This is a genomic window from Celerinatantimonas marina (assembly GCF_046054165.1).
Classification (GTDB): domain Bacteria; phylum Pseudomonadota; class Gammaproteobacteria; order Enterobacterales; family Celerinatantimonadaceae; genus Celerinatantimonas.
On the sequence record NZ_JBFNXK010000007.1, the window covers coordinates 111262 to 133492 of the forward strand.

A 22231-nucleotide genomic window follows, 5' to 3' on the forward strand; every position below is an offset into this window, starting at 1 on the left:
CGTTTAAACCCAATTTCGATCCTTTTGCGGACTTTACACTACAAACGCCATAGTGATGTCTATACTAAAAATGATTCAATCAATAGTTCTTAGCTACATGGGTGGCTTGAGTGAATGATTTTGTCATTGCCTGATTTAAGGTAGTAATGAATTTTGTCATGGGTCTGTAAGCAGGATAAAAACTATGTCTGATATGGAATTATTTGAGTTTCGTGATGAGCCTACAGAACCTTCATCACCGTCTGATGCATCACCCTGGACAATTTTAAGTGTGGAAGATGACCTGAACTATCAGGAAACTCTGAAGTTTGCACTGCGAGGATTTCAGGTGCGGGATCGAGCTGTTCATGTTTTGACGGCCAATTCCGCAAGTGAGGCCGCGGTTGTGATTTCGGGACATCCAGAAATCAGTGTGATTTTATTAGATGTGGTGATGGAAGATGATGATGCTGGGTTACGACTGGTTGGAACTATTCGGGATGTGATCGGTAATGAATCCGTCCGGATTATTCTACTGACCGGGCAGCCTGGGATGGCTCCTTGTCGGGATATCATGAAAGAATATGATATCGATGATTACTGGAATAAATCTGAACTAACCAGTGAACATTTACATACGGTTGTGTCGGCAAATATTCGAACTTGGGAACAAATGTCACTGCTGAATCAAGCCAAAAAAGGGTTGCAGATGGTGATTACGGCCTCTCAGGTTATCAGTAGTAAAACGAATCTATTGAGTTTCACCCAGACCGTATTGGAAGAAATTTCGCATTTTATTGGGTCGAATAGCATTATTTGTGCTCAGCGGATTGATGGTCGGGAGCCTGAAAGTATTGTTGTATTAGCCGGGACCGGGCGTTATGGAAAAATGGTCGGATACTCTGTTCAGGATTTTCCTGATGAAGATTATTTTCAGCTATTTCAACAGGTATTGAACCGTAAAAAACATGTCTTTCGAGATGATTGCTCGATTTTTTATTTTAGTAATATCGCGATTGATAGCAGTGAGTATGCAGTGTTAGTCAATACGCCAAACCGGTTAACGGAGCACGAAGTTTATCTGCTACGGGTCTTTAGTGAAAATATTAAATCTGGATTTACCAACGTTGCCCTTTATAACCGACTTTCTAAATTAGCTTACTATGATCCTCTATTAAGTTGTCATAACCGGAACTGGCTGATCCGGGAACTCAATGGTTTAAGTCGACAGGAGATTGAACAGACACAGCTAGTTGTCGTTGGTATCGATCAATTCAACGATATTAGTATCACTTTTGGCGATCAATTTTGCTGTGAATTGCTAGAAGCCTTCTATGCGGCAATTTGTCGGGCATTACCCTATCGGTTGGTCTCTCGGATTAGTAAAGACTGTTTTGCGGTTTTGGCTCAAGATTATGATGATGTCTCGCAAGCTTTTTTTGAAGCATTGTTTAATAGCCCGCTCAGGATCCGAGATGCTGAGCATCTCATTTCAGCCACAATTGGGGTGATGAAACTGGCAGATCGACCGGCCAAATCAGGTGAAGAAACATTGGATTTGTTGGAAGGCCTTATTGCTGAAGCCAGAGTACAGGGACATGCTTACATTAGTTTTGTGAAAACGCAGGATGAACATATTGCACAGCGGTATGCCTTATTAAGTAGCCTGCGAGGTGCGTTACATACCGATCAACTGTTCATTGTATTACAGCCCAAAATCCAACTGGTTGATAATCGCTTGGTTGGGTTTGAAGCCTTGGTTCGTTGGCGGCACCCGGATGGGCGGATTATTGCCCCGGAACAATTCATTCACTTGGCTGAAACTTCGGGTTTGATCCATAAACTGGATGAACAAGTGTTAGAGGAGACTTGCCATGCGATCCATGCTTTACAGCAGGTAGGGATTAACGTTCCGATCGCATTTAATATTTCATCAATTGAACTGCTGCAACCTGGTTTTTTTGAACGGATGATAGCGTTGTTTAAACGAGAACATGTCGATCTACCTCTGTTGGATATGGAAATTACGGAAACGGGGGCTATCTCGGATTACCAAAGAATTAAACCGTATTTAACCGAGTTGGTGTCTCAGGGAATGGGGGTCAGTATTGATGATTTTGGAACGGGATATTCATCGCTCAGCCATATCTCGGGGTTGACGGCGACAACCATTAAAATTGATCGTTCATTCATTGACCGACTCGATGAGGGGGAAGTCGGTGAAGAAATGGTGAATTTGATTATTCGCTTAAGTAATTATTTCGGGTTTACCAGTGTTGCAGAAGGGATCGAAACCGAAAATCAGCGACAGAAATTGATTGAGCTGGGATGTCAAATTGGGCAAGGCTATTTATTTTCTAAACCCATGACCGTTGACGAAGCGGTCTCTCGTTATCAATTGCACTAAATTGGCCATGTAAGGTCATTGCTTATGCCTAGATTGCCTTCGCAAACGATTAAGACATTTTTGTTGGTTGCATTACCGATGTCAGTCGGGGTGCTACTTGCCTTATTCTTAGTCTATCGGAGTTGGTTTACACAGCAGTCACAGCGGCTGGAACAGGAGCAGCTTGAAACCCTAGAGCAGGTGATTGCAATCATAAACCGGGAACTCGGGCACGTACGAAATTTGACTATTTTTGTAAAAAACTCCCTGATGGTCAAGCAAGCGCTTGATGCCTCTAAGCCGATAGATCGCGCTATTTTGGCAAAGCAATTTGTTAATTATGGGAGTTCGACCAATATGCTGACTCAGCTTCGGTGGCTGAATATGCAGGGTAAAGAAATTGTTCGAATCAATGTGCATGACAATCATGTGAATGTCGTTCCTTCTGCACAATTACAAGACAAGGGAGATCGCTACTATTTTCAGAATGCTTTATACACATTACCCGGAGAAGTTTATTTATCATCCATTGATTTGAATATTGAAAATCAAAGGATTGTGGTGCCATTTGAGCCTACGATTCGTTCAGCGATCCGCACCGGAGATGAAGATCATTTGCATGAGGGCATGATCATCCTTAATTTTGGGCTGCATCGAATATTTGAACGTATCCGGCAGTTATCTCGCCCGGATATGTCAGTGCAGTTAGTCAATAAAAAAGGATACTGGTTGATTCATCCGGTTTCATCTAATGAGTGGGGCGATCAGTTGGGGCATGATGATGATAATGTAGAACATCAGAATATGGTGTTATGGCAGAATATTTTACAAGATGAGCATCAGGTTGGGTTGTTGTTACATGGGGATCTTTGGAGTTACTCTAAAATTAGTATCGGTACTGGTCAGCCGAATAGCAAAAATCAAGAATATTTATACGTCATTGTTGCAACGACGGATCGTCAACTCAATATTTTAATGTATCGAATTTTATGGCCGTTAGTGAGTGTCGGTATTCTTTGTTTTTTATGTATTTTTTATCTCAGTTATCGGTATACAAAATCTGTAGAACGGAACTTCCAGCTGTCACGTTCATTGGCAAAAGAAAAATGGGATTTAGAACAATCTAATTTCAATTTACAGCAATCTAAAAGCCAGATGGAAAGATTGCAGAATCGCCTGATTGAATCGAGAAAATTATCTTCGTTAGGGATGATTATCGCAGGGGTCGCTCATGAGCTGAATACCCCGACCGGTGGTGCGTTGGTATCCGTGAGTAGCCTACAGGAACGAGTGAAGAAATTTAAAATTTTATTGGCTCAAGGTATCACCCGTAATCAACTGAACGAATTGATAACCTCTTTTGAAGAGGGATTATCGTTGAGTATTCATAATCTGGAGCAGGTGACTGTCCTGATTGAGAAGTTTAAAAATACCGTATCAGAACCTCATCAGTATACGGTTGAGCATTTTTATTTAGGTGAACAGGTCAAAATATTATTACAAACGATCTCCAGTGCTAACCGTTCTAATTTAGTCAAATTCGAGGTAGATATTGATCCGAAAATTAAAATTGCAACTTATCCCGGGATACTTTCACAAGTTTTGAAAAATATTGTCGAAAATGCATTGGAACATGGATATCGCAATGATGAGAGTGGCACTATTCAGGTGAAAGCAACGATAATGGATCCTGAATCAATACAGATAGATATTTATGATAATGGGCAGGGGATCGCCGATCCTGAAGTTGCAAAGCAACTGTTTGATCCCTTTGTGACGACGGCTCGAGGACGGGGTCATACCGGATTAGGACTGTACTTTGTTTATCAATGGGTAACTCATTTGTTAGCTGGAACTATTTCTTATTCGACAACGGTTGGATACGGAACGACATTTACGATTGTATTACCTTTACAGCATCAGGATCAGATCATTTAATTTCAATGTGAATATTGATCGCGCCGCTCTGTTCATCGTGATCGGTATGATTTTTCAACGCGTGTACTCCCCTAAGAGCGATGTTTATTGCCATCTATTGTTTTTGTTATTTGAACTTAAGTCCCATGTGGACCTTGATGATGGGTCATGTGTTCAGTCATTCTAGGTCAGGTTTATGATAAAGCTGACGATAAAAATAATTGGCAAAGATTCAAGGGACTAGTATATTCGAAATAACTAATATAAAGGGGGAATCATCATGTGGGATGAAATTTATCGAAGTGAAAATTATGTATATGGTGAACTACCGAATGATTTTTTAAAGGAGCATGTGCAGCAAATCCGCGGGAAAGTGCTATGTCTAGCCGATGGTGAAGGCCGTAATTCGGTTTATCTGGCACAGTCAGGATGTCATGTCACTGCGGTAGACTTATCATCTGTTGCTCTGCAAAAAGCCAAACAATTGGCACAGAAACACCAGGTTACCGTTGAATTTATCTGTGCTGATTTAGCGGAATATGATTTAGGTCAGCAGCAATGGGATGCCATTATTTCTATATTTTGCCATTTACCTTCATTACTTCGACAATCGTTACATCAACGCATCTGTGCCGCTTTAAAACCCAAGGGTATCTTTTTGGCCGAATCCTATACCCCTAAGCAGTTAGCCTATGGTACAGGGGGACCGGGGCAGGCTGACATGATGCTGACCCAAGCTTGTTTGTCTGAAGAACTCTCTTCCCTGGATTTTTTGATGCTACAGGAAAGAGAGCGTTATATTGAGGAAGGATATAAACATCATGGGTTAAGCCATGTGGTTCAAGTGATTGCGCAGAAAAATCATCACTAAAGTGGTTTGGCTCATTATTCTGTTTTGAGCTGACTGACTGCCGCGACGACTTTGTCAGCACTTTGAGCAATTTCACTGATCAGGCTAGAGATTTCATTCACTTTTTCACTGTTATGATTAGCTATCTCGGATACATGGGACATCGACTCTTTTACAGTATCCGTCAGCGTAATATTGGTGGTAACCACGTTGTTAATCTCCTGAGTTGCCGAAGAGGTCCGTTTGGCGAGTTGGCGGACTTCATCCGCAACGACTGCAAATCCACGACCTTGTTCGCCTGCTCGTGCTGCTTCAATGGCGGCATTTAGTGCCAGCAGATTGGTTTGATCCGCAATTTCACTAATGATTTTCACAATTTTAGTGATATCTTGAGAAAGTGTCGCTAATTGGGATACCTGCTCAATTGATTCGTTGATTTGAGCAACCATATTGTTGGACAATTCGACCGATTCTTTTAAAACAAGGTTGCCTTTACTGGCACCTTGCGAGGTTTCTTCTGATGTATGATAGGCGATAGATGCTGCTTCCGTTGCTTCTTGTTCACGCAATACATCTTGCGTAATATCGGCTGCAAATTTGACGACTTTATATACTTTCCCTTGGGCATCGATAATCGGATTGTAGGTCGCTTGGATCCAAACCTGTCCACCATAAGAATCTTTTCGCAGGAAGCGACCGGAGAATGCTTTCCCTGATGCTAATTTTTTCCAAAAATCCGGATTTTGGGCATAAAAGTCATCGAAGCAGAGGCTTCTGTGATTTTTACCTTTAATTTGATCAATTTTATAATGAAGTGCGTTTAAAAAATTATTGTTGGCTGTGAGGATCGTGCCATCGGGAGCAAACTCAATGACAGCAAAACTTTTATCGAGTGCTGTAATTAAATCTGCCTGTGATTCAGATTTAATAAAGAATTCGGTGACATCGGCTGCAATTTCCATCACCCGAACCACTTTTCCCTGTTGTTTTATTGGAATATAGGTGGCTTCCAAAACAATTAAGGTTTGATCTTTTTTTCGTCGCTGGAATGTTCCAGCATGTTCCCTTCCTTGTGCCAGATCATTCCAGAATTGTTGATATTGACTTTTTTGGGTGGTTTCCGGGCCGCAAAAAATACGATGATGTTTCCCCATCAACTCATTCAACTGGTAGCCCATTAGTTTCAAAAACAAGGGATTGGCATTGAGAATATTCCCTTGAGTATCAAATTCTATAGTTGGCATATTTTGTTGAATTGAATTCAAAATATCAGTTTCGAATGATGATTCAGGAACGAACTTTTTTGCTGATCTGAAAAACATGGTCACCCCTTGTTTGTGTCATCTTATGACTACCACGATTTTGAATGAACGACAGCCTAAGATAATCCCTGTTATTTGTCGATCATTTATCCCCTTATTTCACATTATATTTATGTGGTTAATTTTGAATGAATCATGCTTCATTGTGAAATTCGGGTCTTCAATAAATTTAGTATAGGGTAGAAGTTTCGGTTTTATTTTTCTTTTCTAGGGCGCGCCAGTTTTAGCTGGAAGTTGGCTGAAATCACAAATATTAAAAGAGGTCAGACCTCTATCCGCTATTTTTTGAGCTATAGCGAATTTATCGATAGTTATTATATTGATAATGAAATCGATTCCTCCTAGAAAAGGCATATTGATATGAGCGTTTGTATGAGTAAACACCGTCATGATAGTCGGTTTGATCTGCTTCCTTTTGAATCTGCTGATGCTGCCCATCATTACTGTTCCGGATGTGCTTATGATTTAGGTTATCAAGCCGGTCTTCAGCAAGAGAGTGTGCTTCAAATTGATTTTAGTAATCTTCCTGAACGATCGGATAATTCGGATAATAGTGTGAAAGAACGTCTGCATAATCCTCATGCAGCGTTTGCATTAGGATATGCGGATGGTGTCGCCGCATCCTATGGCATGGATGATGATGTCTAGCGGTTAAGTGGATCCCGATCATTTATCTATTCCTGTTGATTAAACGTCAGATGGAAAGCTGAACCCTCTGGCGTTGTATTTTTTGAATCACCTATTCTAAATCGTCTTAAATAGGATAAGTTGACAAATATACTTTGATGATCAAGTATTTTGTTAAATCAAATTATTTGAGAGTCCTTTATGTCTCATTCCCACACAAATCATGGAGAACGTAATACTCGATATGTTTTGCTGCTGACAGCCGTTGTGATGGTTATTGAAATTTTGTCCGGCATCTCATTTGGCTCGATGGCGTTGTTGGCCGATGGCTGGCATATGGGAACACATGCCGCCGCATTTTGTATTACATTATTTGCCTACTACTACGCTCGGAAAAATAGTGGCAATCGGGCGTTTCCTCTGGGAACGGGAAAGGTCAGCGTATTAGGTGGATACACGAGTGCTATTGTATTGAGCTTGGTTGCATTGGTGATGGCAGGGGAATCGATTAATCGTATTTTTGCTCCAGAAACGATCCGATTTAATGAAGCAATTGCGATTGCTTGTCTTGGGTTGGTGGTTAATGCGGTGAGCATGGTGTTGTTAAGAGAGCATCCACACAGCCATGGCTCTCATCATTCGCATGCTCCTCATGATCATAATTTACGCGCGGCTTACATTCATGTGCTTGCAGATGCCTTAACATCGGTGATGGCCATCATTGCGCTATGTGCCGGAAAACTGTGGGGATGGTTTTGGCTTGATCCCGTTATGGGAATTGTCGGTAGCCTCGTTATTTTAAAATGGGGATACAATTTATTAATGCAAACCAGCGCTATTTTGCTAGATAGCGGGGTAGAACCTTCTTATTCTACAAGTATTCTACAAGCGGTTGAAACCTTGGGGGGACAGGTATCAAGGCTACAGATTTGGCCGGTTAGTGCCGATCATTACGCCGTGATGATGACGCTTCATTCTAACAGTAAGCAGTCACTTCAGAAGTATAAAGATCTGTTATCCGAATTTGATAAAATCCGTTACCTTGCCGTTGAAATGAGCGATGGAGATGAACATGAAGCAATTAACTGAGCTTAATCATTTACTCACGGAGTTTTACGATAAGTTTTCTTCTTGGGAAGATTCAGTTGTGAAAGATACGGGGTATTCGCTGGCACAGATCCATACGATTGAAGTCCTGGGGAATCATGGGCCGATGCGAATGAAAGAATTGGCCGAAAAGTTGGCCATCACGACCGGAACATTAACGGTACAGGTAGATAAGCTGGTGCGGATGGAATTAATTGAACGGACTCCGCATGACAATGATCGCCGTTCTATTGTGGTGCAGTTGACGCCAGCCGGGCAGGCCTTACAGAAGCAGCACAATAAATTACATTTAGAGTTGGTGAATGATTTGACACGACAAATTGATGATGCTGAAAAATTGGTATTAGTGGATTGTCTGAAGCGAATTAATTGTGAATTTTAAATGGAGTGTTACAAGCAGAGCGTCCATGCTCTTTCGTTTTAGTGGTTGGCTCGATATTTAGTGATGAAATAATTGAGCGAGCCGATAAAAATAAATCCGTAACCCAGTAATTCAACCCCTTCTTCGACTAGATCTTTGACAATACGTCGGTAGTCATCACCCAGTAGGGTTTGCCATAGGAGATCCATACCGAATAACCGGCTAAAAACCAGTAAAATAATTAGGCCATGACTGATGGTCTGATAATGTCGATTTGCCATAAAGTCAGCGAGTGGTTGAATTACCGTTTTTTTACAACTGAAGGCTCCGATCACACTTATACCAGTTAAAGCTAGTGCGGGATAAAGCCAAAAACCATCACTAATCAGGTTGAAAAATGAATCGAGTTCCCGAATCAGCATGACTGAAAAAAATCCTGCCACCAGAATGAAAAGACCTCTTCGAGATGAATACTGTAAAGCCAGAATCCAAAACATCAGTGCAGAGCAGCCGATGAGAATTTCCTGCATTAATTCAGTGGCAGAACGTTCTGTGAGTGGATGTTTCCAGAAAGTAATGTCGCACCAAATTATGCCAAATAAAGCTGCAATAAAAGCACTAAATGCTATGAACTTCCCAAATCCAATGAGGACTTGTCGATAGCCTAAATACATGACGCTTCCTTCTCTTTGTTTTAACAGATAATTAAATGGCCCAGAGCAGGGCTGAAGTGACTTTTTTATTCCAAACGAGCAGCGTATTATCTCTTGAGCATCGGGTCAATTCAAACCTAACTCAACGAATTCAAGTGTGGTCGTGGTTTATGTAACAGATTGATACCGAGGGAAATACTATGATGGGATGATTTACCGGAGAGTACTGGTTTGTGATCCTTGATCTAAATCTAACAAATCAGGCTGAATTAGGATATTATGCTAAATATCAATACTGTTCCTGCCTTGATGTAAATTGATTACGATAGCGGTAGTTTCCGCTGTGACTCATTTCGTCAGCTATCAAAAATGGAATATTTACTCGTATGGTTGCGGTTAGTCGAACTTCTAAATTATTTTTCCCGATCGAAATTGAAGATATAGAACATTTGACATTAGATATCAAAAATAAGGTCATCTCCTTTAGTGGCAATCTATTACCCGAAGATTGCAATGATGTGGCGGTGACTCTACATCTGTCACAGTTAGCGTCTAGGCAGCTTATTGCTAAATTGGCTGATTTACAAAAGTTGTTTGATGGTAGTGATGATCCCGAACGGTCGTAGCTGAAACATATGCTTGACCATGGGCTATCTGAATAACGTCTATATGTATGGCACGGCATCTATGCGATATGCTGGCGTAGGATGTGTCGGTATCTTTATTTTATGGCCATGAGTCTGACATCTGGTGTCAGGTTAAATCGTCATCATGATGTGAAGTGGATTCACATAGGGGCCTATAGCCCCTGCGATTATTTCTCTGGTGGGGTCTCATGATAGCTGTATGGGCCAATCACGGTACCGACAAAACCGCCCGCTTGAGGGGTACTCAAAAACCGAGTGTCAACATGAGCGGCTAAGGTTTTCGTTTGGTGGGCCACGGTATAGTCAAATGACATCTGTCCCCGATTGACGTGAATGGTCAAATCAACATGCTGAGCGGTGTAGGGAACGGATTGGATGAGCTGTTGTTTATCGGACTGATCGTGTTTATAAAGTGCAATGACATTCTGATTATTAAGGCGTTCAACCCCAAAAAATAGAAATGAGCGATCATTTTGTATCGCGACTAACCCGGCCTGATCTCCGGACTGTTCGGGGGTAAAATCTAAGCGGGTCGAAATAGTTGCCTGTTGATGTTGCAAGCGCCGTCCTACAAAGGCCGGTGTTTTTTGCATGTCACCGATTTTCCCGGCGGCGTGCAAAATCAACTTTCCATCCACCAGTTGATAGCGCTTTGTATTCGAGGTTCTTAAGCTGATCCATTGGGGGCCAAGGTGGCTTTGATCGAATGAGTCGATATAGCTGAGTGATCCGTTGTGGCTGTTTTTTGAATGATCAATTGTCGGTTTTTTAACGACTAGCGGTATTTTCTTGCCATTTTTCAGAATGACTGGCCATCCGTTTTTCCATTGTACGGGGAGTAGGAATGTTTCTCGTCCTATATTAAAGTTTCCTTCAGGATCATATGGGCGCACTCCCAGAAAAACGGCCCACCATTGCCCGTCTTGAGTTTGTACTAGATCGGCGTGACCGGCATTAGCAACTGGATTTTTACGCTCTGGATCTAGGGTTCGCTGCGTTAAAATTGGATTTTGATCGTAAGGAATATAAGGCCCTGTTACTTTATCCGCTCGAAAGACGACTTCAGAGTGATTGTTTTGGGTTCCGCCTTCGGCCGCGATCAAGTAGTACTTGTGGTCTTTCTTAAACAGATGTGGCCCTTCGATCCAGAACGGCTTATCCTGAATATTTACACCACCATTGACGATTTGAATGGCCTGACCCACCATTTTCTTTGTTTTTGGATCAAATGACTGTAACCAGATCGCCTTATGGCCATCATATTTCGAACCCCCGATGGGGTCACCGTTGTGAACGATGTAAGCTTTGCCGTCATCATCCCAAAATATTGAAGGATCGATCCCATCAAAGTCTAAGGTTGTGGGAGTCGACCATGGCCCTTGAGGCGCTTTGGCCGTGAGCACAAAATTCCGTAGAAATGGCTGGCCGCATTCGACACAGGTACTGACCAGATAATAAGTCCCATTATGATAGGAGATATCAGGGGCGAACATTCCACGTGAACTATCGATCCCATTCAATTGAAATTGACTGGTTCGATCAAATGCATTACCAATCTGTTTCCAATCGACCAGATTTTCTGATTGGAAAATCGGAAACCCGGGAAAATAAGCAAAACTTGAATTAACTAGATAGTAGTGATTTTTAACACGAGTAATTGATGGATCGGGATAAAACCCCGGAAGAATAGGGTTGACGTATTGCGTTGCATGAACTTTTAGCGCGGACTCTCCCTGATATTTAAACCAATCAAACTGCGCGGTGTTAGCTATTGCACTGTGCCAGCCACTGATCAATCCCATGAGCCCGAATAAGCCTATTTTTCCGATTGTGTCCATCATCTAATGCTCTAATCCCGGATAAGGTTCGTATCCAAACTAAAATATGGCTTTATCATCAGCGTTGATGCGTTGTTGTACAACCGGTTTCATATATTTTCTGTTAGTTCTGTGATGGACTCCGCGATGAATGAAGCGATCTGTTGAGCTGATTCTAGGTCTTAAAAAAATTGTTGATATCAAGTTGTAAAAACAAACAAAAAAATAACATTTTCACTTGCATTAAATAATAATGATAAGCATTATCATATGGATTGACCGGGGGGAACAGTTCTTTCCTGAGTCAGTGATGCGGTATTTTGTCATTAAAGAGGAGCCTGAATATGGCCTATGAACTTTCGCCACTGCCTTATGCATATGATGCCTTAGAGCCTCATATTGATGCTAAAACTATGGAAATCCATCACTCTCGGCACCATCAGACCTATGTGGATAAACTAAATGCTGCGATTCAGCCTCTGATGTCAGAAACGCCTCCTGTTGAATCATTATTGAAACAATTGGATCAGTTCGAACCTTCGGTTCGTCAGGCTATTATTAATCACGGTGGGGGCCATGCGAATCACTCATTATTTTGGGCGGTGATGTCTCCTCAGGGGGGAGGTCTTCCTTCCGGAAGTCTTGCTGCTGCGATTGATACTGATCTAGGGGGATTTGAAGCCTTTAAAGAAGCCTTTGTCGCTGCTGCTGTTGCCCGTTTTGGGAGCGGCTGGGCCTGGCTGAGCGTGACGGCAGATAAAAAACTGGTTGTGGGATCCACATTGAATCAGGACAGCCCGTTAATGGATGGTCATGTTCCTATTTTAGGATTAGATGTCTGGGAGCATGCTTATTATTTGAAATATCAGAATAAACGTCCGGATTATATTCAGGCGTTTTTTAACGTGATTCATTGGAACGAAGTTGAACGACGTTATCAGCAAGCATTAGCTTGATAACTCAGTCAATATATAAAGCCGCGTTTGTGTTTTATTGTTTTATGAGTCGTGATTTAAGCCATCATAAAACGTGTGATATATCACTGGCGATCACATAAAACACAAACAGCGCTTATTATCAGTAATTGATTTTGGATTAAGTAATCTGATCTCGATAATTTTTAGGACTGACTCCGGCAATTCGTTTGAATACCCTTGAAAAGTAGAGTGGGTCACTGTATCCAATAATTCGGCTAATTTTATTAATGGAGTGGTTAGTCGTCACTAATAATTGTTTAGCTCGGCTGATTCGTTGATCATCTCGCCATTGCGTAATTGTCATTCCCATTTCGGCCCGGAATAAATGTCCTAGTCGGGAAGAGGAAATGCAAACGGTTGCGGCTAACTCATCATTACTAAAATCTCGGCTGAGATTTTGAGACATATAATGAATCACTTCTAAGATCCGAGGATCGATCCGTCGTCCCATGACTCCTGGCTGGAGAGTTTTACAACGAATTAATAATTGCTCCAATAAATTGAGTGCCAAATCCCCGTGATAAGGATTATCACTTTTGGCTGAGTGTTCAATATCGATAAACAGGGGCTCCAGGCCACTAATAACATCATCATCTAGACTCGGCGTCATAAAGACACCATTCTTGTTATCATGCCATTGTAGCCAGTCTGACCAGAAGGCCCGCGGTCTGAAATAAACCCAACGGTGGAACCAATTAGAACAATTTGGATGACGACGATAGTAATGGGCGATCCCGGGCGGAAATAATAATAAATCGCCTTCTTTGACGTCGAATGCTTTATCTCCAGAGAAGATTCGACCTTCTCCTTTTATGGTCAAATTCAGAATATACCCTTTCATTCCTGAAGGACGATCAATAATAAAATCAAGATCATTGCCTTCAATAATAGAAGTCAATCCGGCCACTAGATGTGCATCGAAATTATAACCTGGTTTAAGAGGATCTGTTTGCATAGATAAGCACATGTCTTTTTTACCATAATAAACAATAGATTGCTTGCTATCTCGAATTTAGGTCACATTTATTTAAAAAAGGAATCGTGAGGGTCGAGACAAATGTATCCAATAACATCTGCTGATTAGGGATACGACTAAACTGACTGGCGCGGGTATGATATTGATAGCGTCCGTCATCGAGTGACAGAGGAATTGATTCCGATGTGGAGGCCAGTGATAGCTGATGGTAAATTTCAAAACTGGCCGGTGTTTCACTACGTGCTAAGTAATTAATGGCTAGTTGATTCGGTTGAATGTGAAAGGTGATGCACAGCGATATCAAGTATTCGTGACTATAGTGCCAGATTTCGTAATGATGTGGATGACACCTTGATTTCCAGTGAATTTGATCCGTTTCGATAGGTTGATGGTTGAATAGCAGGTGCAACTGACCATTTAACAGCCATTGATGCTTATAGCTTAGAATAAACTGACTTAAATTTTCGCCAAATTGAAGCTGCCAGGGATTTAACGTCAGGCTTTCACCTTCTGCTGTTGTAGGGAAGAGCGGCTCGGTTGCAGGAATTAAGTCCATTAAGCATAAATCCGTTAAAAGTGAAAAAACGGCCCGGTATTTTCAGAATACTGCCGGGCCAAAGACTACATGAGGATATTAAATCCCTTGTTTGAGACGGTAATAGATGCCACTGTGACGCAGCTCATTTTTAAATTGGCGAATGGTGGTTTGTTCATCGATAACCACTAATTCAACACCAGCCATTTCGGCATAATCAGTGATGGTGTCGAGACTCACATCATGGCTACTGACGGTATGATGTGCACCACCGGCATGGATCCAAGCTGCGGCTGCAATTTCCAGATTAGGCTGCGGTTCCCACAGTGAATGGGCCACCGGCAGATTTGGCAGCGCATGTGGAGGAGTCACACAATCTACTTTATTGACTAATAAGCGGTAACGGTTCCCTAAGTCAATTGGCGCTACATTGATCGCTGGACCGGCTTTACCTGCAAAAATGAGGCGAGCAACATCACAGTCGCAACCAATGGTGTGACGGTGTACTTCCAAGCGTGGTTTCGCGGCGGCAATACTTGGACAGACTTCCAGCATGTGGGCCCCTAAAATTTGGTCAGTTTGCCCAAAGTTATAGGTATAGTCTTCCATAAATGAGGTGCCACCGGTTTTCCCTTGACCCATCACTTTCATAATGCGGGTCATCGCTGAAGTTTTCCAATCACCTTCAGCACCAAACCCATAGCCTTTAGCCATTAGACGCTGAGTGGCTAAACCGGGTAGATTAGTCAGTCCATCTAAGTTTTCGAAGTTATTTACGAATGCTTTGGCACCAACATCGTTCAGGAAGCTTTCCATCCCTAATTCCAGACGCGCATCATTGGCTACAATTTTGCGAGTTGCACTGTCGGTCAGCAGTCCCGGAGCAACTTCATATTCACTGGCATAGACTTCAAGTAAGGCATTGATATCAGCATCACTGACGGCGTTGACGGCTTCGGTCAGTTCACCCAAACTATAGGCGTTGACTTCATAGCCGAATTGAATTTGTGCAGAAACTTTGTTCCCTTCGGTGACGGCTACTTGACGCATATTGTCACCAAAACGAGCAACTTTTAGCTGTTTACTTTCCTGCCAGCCCAGAGCTGCACGGCTCCAATCATCTAATTGATGTTGAACACTAGGGTTTTGCCAGTGGCCAACGATGACTTTCCGGTCGATATCCAGCCGGGTTCCGATGAAACCAAACTCACGACCGCCATGTGCGCTCTGGTTGGTATTCATAAAGTTCATATCAATTTTGTCCCAAGGGAGCGCTGCATTAAATTGAGTATGCAGGTGAACCCAAGGTTTATTCAGTTCACTTAAACCGGCGATCCACATTTTGGCCGGTGAAAACGTATGCATCCATAAGACCAGGCCCACACAGTTGGCATCATTATTGGCGCGCCGGCATACTTCGAGAATTTCATCGGGTGTTTTTACAGTGGGTTGGCAAACCAGAGGTAAACAAATAGCACCTTTCTGATTTAATCCCGCGACAATTTGTTCACTGTCCGCTGCAACTTGTTTTAATACTTCTGGGCCATAAAGATGCTGGGAACCGGTAACAAACCATAATTCCTGTTGATTCGATGTGTTATTCATATAGACCTCTTTTACTCTTAATTAGATTGACCGTAATAAGCATGTTTGCCATGTTTTCTTAGGTAATGTTTGTTGAGCAATCCGTTATCGACCGGTGTTGTCGCAGGATTGATTTGCAGGGTATACAGTGCCATTCGGGCGACTTCCTCTAGCACGACTGCATTGTGGACGGCATTCGCAGGAGAGTTCCCCCAAGCAAATGGACCATGTTCTTTGACTAAAATCCCAGGGATGGCGAGCACGTTTTCAGCGTTCACTGTATCGGCAATGACCTTCCCGGTATTGAGTTCATAGTCGTGATCGATTTCTGCTTGAGTCAGCGCCCGGGTGCATGGAATGTTTCCATAAAAATAGTCGGCATGGGTTGTCCCGAAGGCTGGAATCGGCATCCCCGCCTGAGCCCATGCGACGGCATGACAGGAATGGGTATGAACAATGCCTGCCAAATCGCCGAAACGACGATAGAGTTCCAGATGCGTGTCGGTATCAGAAGATGGCTTAAGTTGCCCTTCGGGGATCCGACCATCTAAATAGACTTCGACCATGTTCTCTGGGGTTAAATCTTCATAGGCGACGCCACTAGGCTTGATCAGCATAATGCCTCGTTCTCGATCAATTCCGGAGACATTGCCCCAGGTGAAAGTGACAAGATGATGGCGTTGCAGATCCATATTGGCCTGCCATACTGCCTGACGTAATTCAGCCATTGATTGATTAGACATTCCTCTTTCCTCAATCTTTGATGATTTGACTTTCAATAAAACCGCCTAAAGCCTGATAGTCCGCATGTCGTTGCAGATAAAATTGGTGTTGCTGCGGATCAGGTTGGTAGGTTTGGCAAATTCGACTGGCCATAGCTTGCTGAGCACTTTGACTATCGCTGTAAATCCCTGCGGCGGTTGCGGCAAAGATGGCAGCGCCTAATGCGCAACATTGGTCAGATTCCACAACGGCAAGTGGTTGACCGATGACATCGGCACAGATCTGCATCACCAAGGGGGATTTTTGGGCAATCCCGCCAATGGCTATGACCCGTTTCACGTCAACACCTTGATCCGTCATGCAATCAACAATGGCTTTAGCACCATGAGCAGTTGACTCGACCAGTGCATGGAAAATAGCAGGTGCATCACTGCCCAGATTTAATTGGCTAATCGCTCCGGTCACTCGTTGGTTGGCATAAGGTGTTCTACGGCCACTGTGCCAGTCGATGGCTAAAGGCGAATGGCGATCCGGATGGAATTGTTGAGCGGCCTGTGACAGCTGAGGAATGAGATCATCCGCAAGTTTATCGACCAGAGCTTGCTGAGTTGGGTCTTGTTCCGCTAACTGTTGCAGGGGCCACAGTAACACGCGTTTAAACCAAGCATAGATATCCCCAAAACCGGATTGACCGGCTTCAAGTGCGACAAGATCGGGGCGAGAGCTTCCGTTGACCTGACCACAGATCCCCTTGATGGTTTTATCTTTGATGACCTCGGATGGAGTCATCAAAATATCACAAGTCGATGTTCCCATGACTTTGACTAAATCAGCTTCACCGGCTCCGGCACCGACAGCCCCCATATGGCAGTCGAATTCACCGATAGCAATGGCAATCCCAGGTTGTAGCCCTAGTTTGGTTGCCCATTCGCTGCTCAATTCTCCGGCTTTTTCATCAGAGGTATAGACTTGGTCGAACATCCGTTCACGAATACCATCCAGAGTCGGCGAAATAGCGGACAGAAATGCCTGAGAAGGTAGGCCATCCCAGCTGTCATGCCAGAGAGCTTTATGGCCTGCTGCACAGATCCCTCGTTTGAGCTGATGTGGCGCCGTGGTACCACTCAGCAATGCTGGGATCCAATCGGCTAATTCCACCCAACTATAAGCTTTTTGGGCAACCTGAGCGTCTTGTTCACTGACATAAGCGGCTTTAGACCAGAACCATTCTGAAGAGTAAACACCACCGGTGAAATTTGTATAGTCGGGGAAGTTTCCTCCGTGAGCGAGTTCATTGATGCGATCCGCCATCGCGACACTGGTATGGTCTTTCCACAGCACAAACATGGCATTCGGGTTATCTGTAAATTCAGGTTTAAGCGCCAGAATTTGTCCATCCGCATCGATAGGTGCCGGAGTTGAGCCCGTGGTATCAACGCCGATCCCGACAACTTGTTGTGCCGCTTCTTCAGGTAACTGTTTTAAAGCGGAGAGGATCGCATGGGTCATGGATTCAATGTAATCCAATGGATGATGGCGAAACTGGCTTTTAGGTGGATCGCAATAGTCACCTTTGGCCCAACGTGGGTAATTGGTTACTCCACAACTTAACTCTTTCCCATTTAGCGCATTGACCACTAATGCCCTGACGGAATCGGACCCAAAATCTAGGCCGATGACGTAGGGATCTTTTTGATTATTTTCCATAGAACGCTCCGCGAACTTTTTATCTGATGGAAATTATTAAACGGCTCAGAAGGTCAAATCGCCATGAGTGATCCAGCTAAAAGGATGGATGAATTTGTCAGGGAAACATAAATGAGATCCATGCCCGTTTTGTGAATGCTTTGTAATTAACGTTAACAATGAAGATTAAAAAATGACCTAAAACGGGCTATTTTGATTATTAATTAATCCATGTATTGTGAAAAACTTAGAAAATGAGATTTGTGTCATAGTCCAGGTTGCTAATCTGATGGACTTTAAAGCTATCCGTCAACGCTGTGATTTACATCACTCGCAAAGTTCCCAACAACAACTAACAATGAGTAGCGATAATAACCCAAGGGGATAAAGAGAATGGGAACTATAAAAAAAGGTCTGATCGCGGCGGCGTTACTTACGAGCGCTTTGGTAAGTACTTCTGCTAACGCACTTTTTGGTAGTAGTAATGATGAACTCAAACTAGGTTATTTAGTGAAACAACCTGAGGAAGCCTGGTTTCAAACTGAATGGGCTTTTGCCGATAAGGCCGGGGCTAAGTACCACTTTGAAACGTTAAAAATGGCGGTTCCTGATGGAGAGAAGACTTTAAACGCTATAGACACATTAGCCGCTTCCGGCGCCAAAGGATTTGTCATCTGTACCCCCGATCCTAAACTAGGGCCGGCTATTATGGCGAAGGCTAAAAGCTATGGTTTGAAAGTTATTACTGTAGATGATCAGTTTATCAATGCCAAAGGTAAACCGATGACGGATGTTCCTCTAATCATGATGGCGGCCAGTGAAATCGGTTATCGCCAGGGACAGGAACTGTATAAGGAGATGCTGCACCGAAAATGGGATGTTAATACTACCGCGGTAATGGCCATTACCGCCGATGAATTAGATACGGCCAGACGACGCGTCGATGGCTCGATTAAAGCTCTCAAAGAAGCTGGATTCCCAGTCGAACGGATCTATCGGGTTCCGACTAAATCGAATGATATCCCCGGAGCGTTTGACGCAGGCAACTCAATGTTGGTCCAGCATCCGGAAGTCAAACAATGGCTGATTGTCGGGATGAACGACAATACGGTTTTAGGTGGCGTTCGAGCCACTGAAGGGCAAGGTTTCACCAAAGATAATGTGATTGGTATCGGCATCAATGGGGTGGGGGCTATTAATGAACTTTCTAAATCTAAAGCAACCGGATTCTATGGTTCGTTATTACCTAGCCCAGACGTGCATGGATTTAAAAGTATCGAAATGCTCTATCACTGGGTAAAAGATGGTGTTGAGCCACCCAAAATGACTCAGGTAAAAGATGTGGTTTTGATCACTCGAGATAATTTTAGGGCTGAACTGGATAAAAAAGGTTTAGGCAACTTAGTTAAAAAATAAGATTGGCAGCTTGGTTAGGTGGTCGTTGTTCGGCCACCTAACAGATGAGGATTATCACGATGCATCCGAACAATTACTATCTGGAATTCGAACGGGTTGGCAAGGCATTTCCTGGCGTACAGGCGTTATCTGAAATTAGCTTTGGAGTTGCTGAGGGCCGAATTCATGCGTTAATGGGGGAAAATGGAGCTGGAAAATCAACATTATTAAAAGTGCTAAGTGGTGTGTATCAACCTAGCAGCGGGCAGTTAAAAATTGCGGGTCAGGATTATCAGTTTCAATCCACCGCGGAATCACTGGATGCCGGCGTTGCGATTATTTATCAGGAGTTGAATTTAATCCCCGCATTATCGGTGGCTGAAAATATATTTTTAGGGCAATTACCGACCAAACATGGACAGATTGACCGGGATCAGCTGTATAAAAAAGCTTCAGAGCAATTAAAACGGTTAGGTGAAGATATTGATCCTTCACAGCCGTTGAAAAATCTATCGATAGGGCAGTGGCAGATGGTTGAAATTGCCAAGGCTTTAAGCCGCAATGCCAAAATTATCGCTTTCGACGAACCGACCAGTAGTTTATCTCAACGTGAGATCGTCAGTCTATTTAAGGTGATTCGAGAGCTTCGCGATGAAGGGAAAGTCATTTTATATGTTTCCCACCGCATGGAAGAAATCTTCGAGCTATGCGATTCAATTACCATTTTTAAAGATGGAACCCATGTTCAGACCTTTGAATCTTTAGAGGATCTAACGAATAACGCACTTGTCAAACTGATGGTTGGACGAGAAATTAATGATATTTATCATTATAAATCTCGGGAATATGGTGATGTGGGGTTAGAACTTCGGAATTTAGAAGGTCCGGGGTTAAAAGCGCCGGTGTCATTATCGGTACAGCAAGGAGAAATTTTAGGATTGTTTGGGCTGGTGGGTGCAGGTCGAACGGAGTTAACGCAACTTATTTTTGGGGCTGAAAGGAAAACATCCGGGGCTATACGAGTCAATGGTCAGACGGTATCCATTCGCAATCCGGTCGATGCGATTAACGCCGGGGTGACCTATTGCCCGGAAGATCGAAAAGCTAGCGGCATCGTTCCGGTACTGTCGGTCTTGGAGAATACGAATGTCAGTGCTCGGCCTAATCACCTGTCGATGGGATGTATCATCAAACCACAGTGGGAAATGGAGAATGCCCAACAACAGGTTCAGTCTCTGAATGTGAAAACGCCATCATTAGAACAGCTTATCGGTAATTTGTCCGGAGGAAATCAACAAAAAGTGATTCTTGGTCGCTGGTTGTCGACCGACATGAAAGTCATTTTGTTGGATGAGCCGACGCGAGGGATTGATGTTGGGGCAAAATCGGAGATCTATGAGTTGATTTTTGCTTTGGCTGAACGAGGGGTCACGGTCCTTGTTATTTCCAGCGATTTGCCTGAAATTTTAGGAATATCGGATCGGCTGATCGTGATGAAGGATGGACAAATTAGCGGTGAACTGGAACGTTCACAATTTAATGAAGAAACCGTACTCGAATATGCGATGTTAGGCCATGCCGAAGTCGCTGCGTAGCTAAAGGGACGAAACTTATGAGTATTATGATGACCCATAAAGAGACAGAACGATCCACTGATACCGCACAACAGCGAAAATTTTCAGGGCGATTGAATCAGATCTGGGATAATTTCGGCATGCTGATGGTGTTTGTCGCACTATTTTTGCTCTGTTGTATTTTTGTCCCTAATTTTTCGTCTTTCATTAATATGAAAGGTTTGGGGCTGGCCGTTTCTATGAGCGGGATGATTGCCTGTGCCAGCTTATTTTGCCTGGCTTGCGGCGATTTAGATTTATCCGTTGCCTCTGTTGTGGCTTGTGCTGGGGTGGTTACGGCCGTTGCGATTAATATGACCGAAAGTGTCACGCTAGGCATTTTAGCTGGATTGCTTTCGGGGGTTGTTTTTGGACTGATCAATGGCTTTGTGATCGCTCGATTAAAAATTAATGCCTTGATCACCACGCTGGCGACGATGCAGATTGCCCGTGGTTTAGGCTATATTATTTCCGATGGGAAAGCGGTTGGGATTACCGAAGAAAAATTCTTTGAACTCGGTAATTCAAATATTTTTGGACTACCCACACCGATCTGGCTGACGGTGATCTGTTTTATTGTGTTTGCTTTCTTGCTGAATAAAACTGTCTATGGTCGGAATACCTTAGCCATCGGTGGGAATGAAGAAGCAGCTCGATTAGCTGGGGTCAATGTGGTCCGAACTAAACTCATTATTTTTACCGTGTCGGGTTTGATTTCCGCGTTGGCTGGGGTGGTTTTGGCATCCCGAATGACGAGTGGACAACCGATGACTTCCATTGGTTTTGAATTAGTGGTGATTTCGGCCTGTGTGCTCGGTGGGGTTTCATTAAAAGGCGGGGTCGGTAAAATTTCCTATGTGATCGCAGGGGTCCTGATTCTTGGCACTGTGGAAAATGCGATGAACTTGCTGAATATTTCTCCTTTTGCCCAATATGTGGTTCGTGGGGCGATCTTGCTCTTAGCCGTTATCTTTGACCGCTATAAACAGCTCAAACAATCCAGTTAATTTCATTTTATTCTTCGGCCTTTCGTAATTTGCTTGGACATCCATCTTTTGGGTGTCCAAGTTTTGCTT

19 protein-coding genes are annotated in these 22231 nt (G+C 43.3%); 11 read left to right on the forward strand and 8 right to left on the reverse strand.

Annotated elements, in window-relative coordinates; all coding sequences use genetic code 11:
* Window positions 1-184: 184 nt before the first annotated feature.
* The 3 genes from ABUE20_RS09615 (at window position 185) to ABUE20_RS09625 (ending at window position 5153) form a co-directional block, all read left to right on the forward strand.
* Window positions 185-2386 (forward strand): two-component system response regulator, encoded by a 2202-nt coding sequence (locus tag ABUE20_RS09615; protein WP_408619687.1) that lies wholly within the window; start codon window positions 185-187, stop codon window positions 2384-2386.
* Window positions 2387-2410: 24 nt separating this feature from the next.
* On the forward strand, window positions 2411-4303 hold the full coding sequence (locus ABUE20_RS09620) for a sensor histidine kinase (protein WP_408619688.1): 1893 nt from the start codon (window positions 2411-2413) through the stop codon (window positions 4301-4303).
* 259 nt (window positions 4304-4562) lie between these two features.
* Window positions 4563-5153: a class I SAM-dependent methyltransferase gene (locus ABUE20_RS09625; RefSeq protein ID WP_408619689.1), complete on the forward strand. Its 591-nt coding sequence runs from the start codon at window positions 4563-4565 to the stop codon at window positions 5151-5153.
* A gap of 14 nt (window positions 5154-5167) precedes the next feature.
* On the opposite strand, the gene ABUE20_RS09630 is transcribed toward ABUE20_RS09625, so the two are convergent.
* Complete coding sequence (locus tag ABUE20_RS09630) at window positions 5168-6454, reverse strand: methyl-accepting chemotaxis protein (protein ID WP_408619690.1); 1287 nt, start codon at window positions 6452-6454, stop codon at window positions 5168-5170.
* Window positions 6455-6826: 372 nt separating this feature from the next.
* On the opposite strand from ABUE20_RS09630, the gene ABUE20_RS09635 reads away from it, so the two are divergent.
* The 3 genes from ABUE20_RS09635 to ABUE20_RS09645 all read left to right on the forward strand — a co-directional run bounded on the left by ABUE20_RS09635 (window position 6827) and on the right by ABUE20_RS09645 (window position 8570).
* Window positions 6827-7102, forward strand: a complete 276-nt coding sequence (locus tag ABUE20_RS09635) for a hypothetical protein (RefSeq protein ID WP_408619691.1) — start codon at window positions 6827-6829, stop codon at window positions 7100-7102.
* 180 nt (window positions 7103-7282) lie between these two features.
* Window positions 7283-8170, forward strand: coding sequence for a CDF family Co(II)/Ni(II) efflux transporter DmeF (dmeF, locus tag ABUE20_RS09640; protein ID WP_408619692.1), 888 nt, complete (start codon window positions 7283-7285; stop codon window positions 8168-8170).
* Window positions 8154-8570, forward strand: coding sequence for a MarR family winged helix-turn-helix transcriptional regulator (locus ABUE20_RS09645; protein ID WP_408619693.1), 417 nt, complete (start codon window positions 8154-8156; stop codon window positions 8568-8570). Before dmeF ends, ABUE20_RS09645 begins: the two co-directional genes overlap by 17 nt.
* 38 nt (window positions 8571-8608) lie before the next feature.
* Here the strand turns inward: ABUE20_RS09645 and ABUE20_RS09650 are convergent, their stop codons facing one another.
* Window positions 8609-9223 carry a hypothetical protein gene (locus ABUE20_RS09650; RefSeq protein WP_408619694.1) on the reverse strand — a complete coding sequence of 205 codons (615 nt, stop codon included), beginning with the start codon at window positions 9221-9223 and terminating at the stop codon, window positions 8609-8611.
* 365 nt (window positions 9224-9588) lie between these two features.
* Here ABUE20_RS09650 and ABUE20_RS09655 point away from each other — a divergent pair, with 365 nt between their 5' ends.
* On the forward strand, window positions 9589-9828 hold the full coding sequence (locus ABUE20_RS09655; RefSeq protein WP_408619695.1) for an alpha-crystallin domain-containing protein: 240 nt from the start codon (window positions 9589-9591) through the stop codon (window positions 9826-9828).
* A 188-nt stretch (window positions 9829-10016) separates the two neighbouring features.
* Here the strand turns inward: ABUE20_RS09655 and ABUE20_RS09660 are convergent, their stop codons facing one another.
* Complete coding sequence (locus ABUE20_RS09660) at window positions 10017-11690, reverse strand: glycoside hydrolase family 43 protein (RefSeq protein ID WP_408619696.1); 1674 nt, start codon at window positions 11688-11690, stop codon at window positions 10017-10019.
* 320 nt (window positions 11691-12010) lie between these two features.
* Here ABUE20_RS09660 and ABUE20_RS09665 point away from each other — a divergent pair, with 320 nt between their 5' ends.
* A complete protein-coding gene (locus ABUE20_RS09665) occupies window positions 12011-12622 on the forward strand; it encodes a superoxide dismutase (RefSeq protein WP_408619697.1) in 612 nt (203 codons plus the stop codon).
* Between the two features lie 139 nt (window positions 12623-12761).
* On the opposite strand, the gene araC is transcribed toward ABUE20_RS09665, so the two are convergent.
* From araC to ABUE20_RS09690, 5 genes are all read right to left on the reverse strand, one after another.
* The gene (araC, locus tag ABUE20_RS09670; RefSeq protein WP_408619698.1) at window positions 12762-13598 is read right to left on the reverse strand and encodes an arabinose operon transcriptional regulator AraC; all 837 of its coding nucleotides are present in this window, start codon (window positions 13596-13598) and stop codon (window positions 12762-12764) included.
* 46 nt (window positions 13599-13644) lie between these two features.
* Window positions 13645-14175 (reverse strand): hypothetical protein, encoded by a 531-nt coding sequence (locus ABUE20_RS09675; protein ID WP_408619699.1) that lies wholly within the window; start codon window positions 14173-14175, stop codon window positions 13645-13647.
* A gap of 78 nt (window positions 14176-14253) precedes the next feature.
* Entirely contained in the window at window positions 14254-15759 is a 1506-nt protein-coding gene (gene araA, locus ABUE20_RS09680) for an L-arabinose isomerase (RefSeq protein ID WP_408619700.1), read from the reverse strand.
* A 17-nt stretch (window positions 15760-15776) separates the two neighbouring features.
* Window positions 15777-16466: an L-ribulose-5-phosphate 4-epimerase gene (locus ABUE20_RS09685; RefSeq protein ID WP_408619816.1), complete on the reverse strand. Its 690-nt coding sequence runs from the start codon at window positions 16464-16466 to the stop codon at window positions 15777-15779.
* 25 nt (window positions 16467-16491) lie between these two features.
* Complete coding sequence (locus ABUE20_RS09690) at window positions 16492-18168, reverse strand: ribulokinase (RefSeq protein WP_408619701.1); 1677 nt, start codon at window positions 18166-18168, stop codon at window positions 16492-16494.
* Window positions 18169-18540: 372 nt separating this feature from the next.
* Here ABUE20_RS09690 and ABUE20_RS09695 point away from each other — a divergent pair, with 372 nt between their 5' ends.
* Genes ABUE20_RS09695 through araH form a run of 3 tightly spaced genes read left to right on the forward strand, consistent with a single transcriptional unit; the run spans window position 18541 to window position 22162 of the window.
* Window positions 18541-19563: an arabinose ABC transporter substrate-binding protein gene (locus ABUE20_RS09695; protein WP_408619702.1), complete on the forward strand. Its 1023-nt coding sequence runs from the start codon at window positions 18541-18543 to the stop codon at window positions 19561-19563.
* 59 nt (window positions 19564-19622) lie between these two features.
* Complete coding sequence (gene araG / locus ABUE20_RS09700) at window positions 19623-21137, forward strand: L-arabinose ABC transporter ATP-binding protein AraG (RefSeq protein WP_408619703.1); 1515 nt, start codon at window positions 19623-19625, stop codon at window positions 21135-21137.
* A gap of 26 nt (window positions 21138-21163) precedes the next feature.
* On the forward strand, window positions 21164-22162 hold the full coding sequence (gene araH, locus ABUE20_RS09705; RefSeq protein WP_408619817.1) for an L-arabinose ABC transporter permease AraH: 999 nt from the start codon (window positions 21164-21166) through the stop codon (window positions 22160-22162).
* The last annotated feature ends 69 nt before the right edge of the window (window positions 22163-22231 follow it).